This is a genomic window from Pantoea sp. ICBG 828 (assembly GCF_002928355.1).
GTDB classification, from domain to species: Bacteria; Pseudomonadota; Gammaproteobacteria; order Enterobacterales; family Enterobacteriaceae; genus Pantoea; species Pantoea dispersa.
Genome location: NZ_POWN01000012.1, coordinates 75908 through 83457, shown reverse-complemented (window position 1 = coordinate 83457; position 7550 = coordinate 75908). Strand labels below are relative to the sequence as shown.

The window sequence follows — 7550 nt, the reverse complement described above, 5'->3', positions numbered from 1 at the left end:
TACGCTTTCCTCCTTCAGAGTCAAACACTTTTTTCAGCGTTTTTCTCCGGCGGGGTGAATCGCTTCACGCCCTGCTGAGCCGTCTGCGTTGCCGCTTTGCCGTCTCAGTGGTGGCGCATTATAGGGACTTCGTTTCGCCTGACAAGCGCTAATTTGCAGTTTTTGCGCAACCGCTCACTTTCCAGGCAACACGTTGCAAAAACCAGCAGATTCTTGCGAAACAGCATAAAAAAACGGGCCCTGAGGCCCGTTTTTGTCACGTTGCGTTATTGACGCGCGACGATGGCATCGTCCTGCACATCCATTTCGATGGTTTTTCCCGGAACCAGCGCGCCAGATAAAATCTTCTGCGCCAGCGGGTTTTCAATCTGCTGCTGAATAGCCCGTTTCAATGGCCGCGCGCCGTAAACCGGATCGTAACCATTTTCGCCCAGCAGTTTCAGCGCCGCGTCGGAAATGTGCAGCTGGTAACCGCGCTCTTCCAGACGCTGATACAGCCGCTGCAGCTGAATCTGCGCAATCGAGGCAATATGTTTTTCGCCCAGCGGATGGAATACCACCACCTCATCAATACGGTTGATAAACTCCGGACGGAAGTGGTGTCCGACGACCGTCATCACCACATCTTTCATTTCCGCGTAATCAAGCGCGCCGAAACGTTCCTGAATCAGATCCGAACCGAGGTTAGATGTCATGATCACCACGGTATTACGGAAGTCCACGGTGCGCCCCTGACCATCGGTCAGACGCCCGTCGTCCAGCACCTGCAGCAGAATGTTGAACACATCCGGATGCGCTTTTTCCACCTCATCCAGCAAAATCACCGAGTAAGGGCGACGACGCACCGCCTCTGTCAGGTAACCACCCTCTTCATAACCGACGTAGCCTGGAGGTGCCCCGACCAGACGCGACACCGAATGTTTCTCCATGAATTCCGACATATCGATACGCACCATCGCGTCGTCGCTATCGAACAGGAAATTAGCCAGCGCCTTACATAACTCGGTTTTACCGACACCGGTCGGCCCAAGGAACAGGAACGATCCGATCGGCCGGTTCGGGTCAGACAAACCGGCGCGGCTGCGGCGAATGGCGTTCGATACCGCTTCAACCGCTTCGTCCTGGCCGATAACCCGGGCATGCAGCTCCTGCTCCATCCGCAACAGTTTATCGCGCTCGCCTTCCATCATGCGGGCCACCGGAATACCGGTCCAGCGCGCCAGCACATCGGCGATCTCGACATCCGTTACGCGGTTGCGTAACAGCTTCATGGTTTTACCTTCAGCCTGCGTGGCGCTTGCCAGCTGTTTTTCCAGCTCCGGAATTTTGCCGTACTGCAGTTCCGACATCTGGCCAAGGTCACCCACACGCCGTGCCTGCTCCATAGCCAGACGCGCCTGCTCCAGCTCGGCTTTGATGTTTTGCGTGCCGGTCAGCGAGGCTTTTTCCGCTTTCCACTCTTCTTCAAGCTCAGCATATTCGCGCTCTTTCTGATCCAGCTCGCTTTCCAGCATCTCCAGACGCTTAACGCTGGCGTCATCCGATTCTTTCTTCAGCGCCTGCTGCTCCAGTTTGAGCTGGATGATACGCCGTTCGAGACGATCGAGCGGTTCCGGCTTGGAGTCAATCTGCAAACGAATACTCGACGCCGCCTCATCAATCAGGTCGATGGCTTTGTCCGGCAACTGGCGATCGGCAATATAGCGGTGCGACAACGTTGCCGCAGCGACAATCGCCGGATCGGTAATTTGCACATGGTGATGCAGCTCATAACGCTCTTTCAGGCCACGCAGAATGGCGATGGTGTCTTCCACGCTCGGTTCGGCGACGAACACTTTCTGGAAACGGCGCTCCAGCGCGGCATCTTTCTCAATGTACTGGCGATATTCATCCAGCGTGGTGGCACCCACGCAGTGCAGTTCACCGCGTGCCAGCGCCGGCTTCAGCATGTTGCCGGCATCCATCGCGCCGTCGGCTTTGCCTGCGCCGACCATGGTATGCAGCTCATCGATAAACAGAATGACGTTGCCTTCCTGTTTGGCGAGGTCGTTCAGTACGCCTTTCAGGCGCTCTTCAAACTCGCCGCGATATTTCGCACCGGCCACCAGCGCGCCCATATCCAGCGCCAGAACGCGCCGGCCTTTCAGCCCTTCCGGCACTTCGCCGTTAATGATGCGCTGTGCCAGCCCTTCAACGATGGCGGTTTTACCGACGCCCGGTTCACCGATGAGCACCGGGTTGTTTTTGGTACGACGCTGCAATACCTGAATGGTGCGGCGAATCTCTTCGTCACGCCCGATAACCGGATCTAACTTGCCGAGCTCAGCGCGCTCCGTCAGATCGATGGTGTATTTTTTCAAAGCCTGGCGCTGATCTTCAGCCCCCTGATCGTTCACGTTTTCCCCTCCCCGCAGTTGCTCGATGGCCTTAGCGAGTTTGTCCGCCGTGGCACCGGCAGACTTCAGTAAGTCCGCCAGCGAGCCGCGCGATTCGAGGGCCGCCAGAACAAATAATTCAGATGAAATAAAGTTGTCGCCGCGCTTTTGCGCCAGCTTGTCGCACAGATTCAGTACCCGGACCAAATCCGCTGATGGCTGAACGTCGCCGTCGGTCCCTTCGACCTGCGGCAAACGATTGATGGCTTGTTCGATGCTGGTACGCAGGCTAGCGACATCCGCCCCCGCCGCGCTGAGCAGCGGACGTACCGATCCACCCTCCTGGTTGAGCAGCGCGCTCATCAGGTGCAGGGGTTCGATGAATTGATTATCGTGTCCCAGAGCAAGGGACTGTGCATCGGCCAGGGCCAACTGGAATTTGTTGGTAAGACGATCCAGACGCATGATTCCTCCCATTACAGGTCAAAATGCTACTGGAGATTAAATGAGGTCATCCCTCAAATTTTCAAGGTTAATGACCTGAGTTGTGAGCAAAAAATACGCTTACTGGATCGTCTTGCGGCGTAAGGTTATCTCAGCCAAATCAAAGTTGCCATACGCCCGGTGATTCCGTCGCGTCGGAAGGAGAAAAAATCGGCGCTTTCCTGATAGGTACAGCGCTTCTCAGCCGTGACAGATTGCACGCCAGCGGCCTGCAGACGCTGGGTTGCCAGCAGCCAGATATCGGCAAAATATTTCTCACCGGCCGGGCGAAAAGCCGCATCGGCAGCGGCATCCTGCGCCAGGAACGCACTGCGCACCTCGGCCCCCACTTCAAATGCCTGCGGACCAATCGCCGGACCGAGCCAGGCATGAACCTCGCTCGCCGGGCAGTGAAACTGTGCCAGCGTTTGCTCCAGCACTCCATGACACAACCCGCGCCAGCCGGCATGTACCGCGGCAACTTCGCTGCCATCATGGCTGCAAAACAGCACCGGCAGGCAGTCGGCGGTCATCACTGCACACACCACGCCACTTTCCCGCGTTATCGCCGCATCGGCTCGCGGCAGGGACGCAGCCGCCGGCAGACGCGCCACCGTCTGGCCGTGCACCTGCTCCAGCCACTGCGGCATCGCCGGTAGCGCAAGTTGCTCTACCACGCGCTGACGATTGTGCATCACGCGATCCGCCTCGTCCCCGACGTGCGCGCCGAGGTTGAGGGAATCCCATGGCGCCGCGCTAACGCCGCCGTGCCGCGTGGTCGAATAAGCCTGAACGCGCGCCGGCGCCGGCCACTGCGGCACGATCCAGTCACTCATAGCCAGTCCAGCTGATCGCGGAACTCGTCGGTATCGGCTTTAAGTGCCTCAATCAGATCAACCATGTCCTGCGGCAGTGGCGCGTGCCACTCCATCTCAATCCCGGTGATCGGATGATAAAGACGCAGCATAGTGGCGTGCAGCGCCTGGCGGTCAAAACCGCGCAGCGTACTGATGAAAGCCTCAGAAGCGCCCTTTGGCGGACGCGGACGACCACCGTACAGCGGATCGCCCACCAGCGGATGGTTAATGTGCGCCATGTGCACGCGAATCTGGTGAGTACGGCCGGTTTCCAGGCGCAAGCGTAAACGCGTATGGGCGCGGAAATGCTCCATGATGCGATAGTGCGTGGTGGCCGGTTTACCCATCGGATGCACCGCCATGTGGGTACGCTTGGTAGAGTGACGCGCCATCGGCTCGTTCACCGTACCGCCAGCGGTCATGGTGCCAATCGCCACCGCTTCATATTCGCGGGTGATTTCACGCAGCTGCAGCGTTTCAACCAGATGCGTCTGCGCCGGTACCGTTTTGGCTACCACCATCAGTCCGGTGGTGTCTTTATCCAGACGGTGCACGATGCCGGCGCGCGGCACGTCGGCAATCGCCGGATAGTGATAAAGCAGCGCATTCAGTACCGTGCCGTCCGGATTACCGGCGCCAGGGTGGACCACTAAGTCGCGCGGTTTGTTGATCACCAGGATGTGGTCATCTTCATAAACGATATCCAGCGGAATATTTTGCGCTTCCCAGCGCTGCTCCTCTTCGATCTCGGCATCAATCGCCACCCGCTCACCGCCGAGTACTTTCTCTTTCGGTTTATCGATGATGGTGCCGTTGACGCTGACCCGACGCTCAAGGATCCACTCTTTTATGCGGGAACGTGAATAATCAGGGAACAATTCCGCCAAAGTCTGATCTAAGCGTTGTCCAAGCTGTGCTTCGGACACCGTTGCGGTGAGTTGAACTTGTTGTGCCATATACAGCTTCTTCGTTAACGTTGGGTTTTCACGGCGATGCCGTTTAATATAATGTGCTATCGTACTGGTCATTACCGGGAGCTATACGGACAGCTTCCGCCATAACACTTTGAGGATAATCATTTCGTCATGACGCGTATGAAACATCTGGTGGCTGCTGCCACACTGAGCCTGAGCCTGGCACTGGTGGGCTGTTCCGGCTCATCGGACCCGGTCCCGGACAGCCCGCCGTCTGAAATTTACGCCACAGCGCAGCAAAAGCTGCAGGACGGTAACTTTAAAGCGGCGATTAAGCAACTGGAAGCGCTGGATAACCGTTATCCGTTTGGTCCTTACTCGCAGCAAGTGCAGCTGGATTTGATCTACGCGTACTACAAAAATGCCGATCTGCCACTGGCGCAAGCCGCCATTTCCCGCTTTATGCGCCTGAACCCGACGCACCCTAACATTGATTACGTGATCTATATGAAGGGCCTGACGGACATGGCACTGGATGATTCCGCGCTGCAGGGCTTCTTCGGGATCGATCGTTCCGACCGCGATCCTACCCATGCGCGTGATGCATTCCGTGACTTCTCTCAGCTACTGCGCGGCTATCCGAACAGCCAGTACGCGGCAGATGCGCAGAAACGTCTGACGTTCCTGAAAGATCGCCTGGCGAAGTATGAACTCTCCGTGGCGCAATTCTATACCAAGCGCGGTGCCTATGTCGCCGTTGTTAATCGGGTTGAGGGTATGATGCGCGATTATCCGGACACCCAGGCCACGCGTGACGCGCTGCCGCTGATGGAAAATGCCTATCGCCAGCTGCAGCTGACGACGGAAGCCGACAAAGTTGCGAAAATCATTGCGGCGAATAGCGCGTCCTGATTTTCGTGCCATTAAAAAAGCAGCCGCTGTGGCTGCTTTTTTTTGGTCAGAAAACCGTCTGCAACGGGTTTTTCCGCTACGGTTAACTCATCAATCTTGCCCCTATCCCCGCTGTGCATCAAGCTTTTTTCGCCCTTTTCCCGGCCTTTCTCACAATTCGCTGGCATTGACAAAAAGTGACATTCCAATGTGATCCAGATCACACATTTTCCTGATTTGCGCGGTATGCTGGTCCTACCCAGACGGAAATGACAGAGAGGTTTAACTATGATTCTGAACATTACCAGCAAACAAATGGAAATCACTGCGGCAATCCGCAACCATGTCGAAGACCGTCTCGCCAAGCTGGAAAAATGGCAAACCCACCTGATAAATCCGCACATTGTGTTATCGAAAGAGCCGAAAGAATTTGTGGCCGATGCCACCATTAACACGCCAAACGGCACGCTGGTCGCCAGCGCGAAACACGATGATATGTATACGGCCATCAATGACCTGATCGCCAAGCTGGAGCGCCAGCTAAATAAAGCACAGCACAAGCCTGAAGCACGGCGCGCCACCAGCAGTGTTAAAGATTTCACCCCTGCCGGGTAATTTATCGCTTTTCAGCAACGCGCCTGCGGGCGCGTTTTTTATTGACAGCTTTTAAGCTGTGCGGTTACTCTCAGTTCACTTTATTGCCGGAATTGATCATGAAACTGCTGCCGTTCTTCTTCGCATTCTTTTTTACCTTCCCCTGATTGGGAGGCGATTCGTCGTGTGAAAATGAATGCGAAGACGAACAACAAAGCCTCCCAACCGGGAGGCTTTTTTATTGGACATTTTACAGGTGAGCCCTATGAATCCCGAGAATCCGCTGCTGGCGTTACGCGATAAGATCAGCGCTGTCGATGCCAGGCTGTTAACGCTGCTGGCTGAACGGCGCGCGCTGGCCGTTGAGGTAGCGCAGGCCAAGCTGGCCACCCATCGCCCGATTCGTGACGTCGAGCGCGAACGCGCCCTGCTGGAAAATCTCATCGCGCTGGGTAAAAAACATCAGCTGGATGCGCACTACATCACGCGCCTGTTTCAGTTAGTGATTGAGGATTCGGTGCTGACCCAGCAGGCGCTGCTGCAGAAAAACCTGAATCATCCACATGCGCACGCGCCGCGCATCGCTTTCCTCGGCCCAAAAGGCTCCTATTCGCACCTTGCCGCCCGTAAATACGCCACGCGCCACTTCGATTCGATGGTGGAGATGGGGTGTCTGAAATTCCACGACATCATTCAGCAGGTTGAAAGCGGTCAGGCGGATTACGCGGTGATGCCGATTGAAAACACCAGCTCCGGCTCGATCAATGACGTATACGATCTGCTGCAGCAAACGTCGCTGTCGATCGTCGGCGAGCTGACCATTCCTATCGAACACTGCGTGCTGGTCAGCGGTAATACCGATTTGCAGCAGATTGAAACCGTGTATAGCCATCCGCAGCCGTTCCAGCAGTGCAGCCAGTTCATCAACCGCTTCCCGCAGTGGAAAATCGAATACACCGAAAGCACGGCGGCGGCGATGGAGAAAGTGGCTGCGATGAACTCGCCGCACGTGGCCGCGCTGGGCAGCGAAGCCGGCGGTGAGCTGTATGGTCTACAGGTGCTGGAGCGCAACCTGGCGAACCAGCAGCAGAACCATACCCGCTTTATTGTGCTCGCGCGTAAACCGATTGAAGTCTCCAGCCAGGTGCCGGCCAAAACCACGCTGATTATGGCGACGGGCCAGCAGGCCGGCGCACTGGTTGAAGCACTGCTGGTGTTGCGTAATCACAATCTGATCATGAGCAAGGTGGAAAACCGGCCAATCAACGGTAACCCGTGGGAAGAGATGTTTTACATTGATGTGCAGGGCAATTTGCAGTCGGAGAACATGCAGCAGGCGCTGGAAGAACTGCGTGCGCTCACGCGTTCACTGAAGGTGCTGGGCTGTTATCCGGGTGAGAACGTGGTACCGGTAGAGCCGCGTATGTAAAACAAAA

General features: G+C 56.3%; 8 protein-coding genes and 1 other annotated feature. Of the genes, 4 read left to right on the top strand and 4 right to left on the bottom strand.

What is annotated here, in order from left to right:
- Window positions 1–266 precede the first annotated feature (266 nt).
- The 3 genes from clpB to rluD all read right to left on the bottom strand — a co-directional run bounded on the left by clpB (window position 267) and on the right by rluD (window position 4671).
- A complete protein-coding gene (gene clpB / locus C1Y43_RS21915) occupies window positions 267–2840 on the bottom strand; it encodes an ATP-dependent chaperone ClpB (protein WP_058771623.1) in 2574 nt (857 codons plus the stop codon).
- A gap of 125 nt (window positions 2841–2965) precedes the next feature.
- A complete protein-coding gene (gene yfiH / locus C1Y43_RS21910; RefSeq protein WP_058776011.1) occupies window positions 2966–3694 on the bottom strand; it encodes a purine nucleoside phosphorylase YfiH in 729 nt (242 codons plus the stop codon).
- Window positions 3691–4671, bottom strand: a complete 981-nt coding sequence (rluD, locus tag C1Y43_RS21905; protein WP_021507316.1) for a 23S rRNA pseudouridine(1911/1915/1917) synthase RluD — start codon at window positions 4669–4671, stop codon at window positions 3691–3693. Before rluD ends, yfiH begins: the two co-directional genes overlap by 4 nt.
- 129 nt (window positions 4672–4800) lie before the next feature.
- On the opposite strand from rluD, the gene bamD reads away from it, so the two are divergent.
- Entirely contained in the window at window positions 4801–5541 is a 741-nt protein-coding gene (bamD, locus tag C1Y43_RS21900) for an outer membrane protein assembly factor BamD (protein ID WP_058759616.1), read from the top strand.
- An 11-nt stretch (window positions 5542–5552) separates the two neighbouring features.
- Here bamD and C1Y43_RS21895 read toward each other — a convergent pair whose 3' ends face one another.
- On the bottom strand, window positions 5553–5744 hold the full coding sequence (locus C1Y43_RS21895) for a hypothetical protein (RefSeq protein WP_021507318.1): 192 nt from the start codon (window positions 5742–5744) through the stop codon (window positions 5553–5555).
- Window positions 5745–5808: 64 nt separating this feature from the next.
- Here C1Y43_RS21895 and raiA point away from each other — a divergent pair, with 64 nt between their 5' ends.
- The 3 genes from raiA (at window position 5809) to pheA (ending at window position 7543) form a co-directional block, all read left to right on the top strand.
- Complete coding sequence (raiA, locus tag C1Y43_RS21890; protein ID WP_021507319.1) at window positions 5809–6135, top strand: ribosome-associated translation inhibitor RaiA; 327 nt, start codon at window positions 5809–5811, stop codon at window positions 6133–6135.
- Window positions 6136–6232: 97 nt separating this feature from the next.
- Window positions 6233–6357 (top strand) — a sequence feature (Phe leader region).
- Entirely contained in the window at window positions 6234–6281 is a 48-nt protein-coding gene (pheL, locus tag C1Y43_RS24005) for a pheA operon leader peptide PheL (RefSeq protein WP_121497579.1), read from the top strand. Its footprint overlaps the feature before it by 48 nt.
- Before the next feature lie 22 nt (window positions 6358–6379).
- The gene (pheA, locus tag C1Y43_RS21885) at window positions 6380–7543 is read left to right on the top strand and encodes a bifunctional chorismate mutase/prephenate dehydratase (RefSeq protein ID WP_104189683.1); all 1164 of its coding nucleotides are present in this window, start codon (window positions 6380–6382) and stop codon (window positions 7541–7543) included.
- Window positions 7544–7550: the final 7 nt, after the last annotated feature.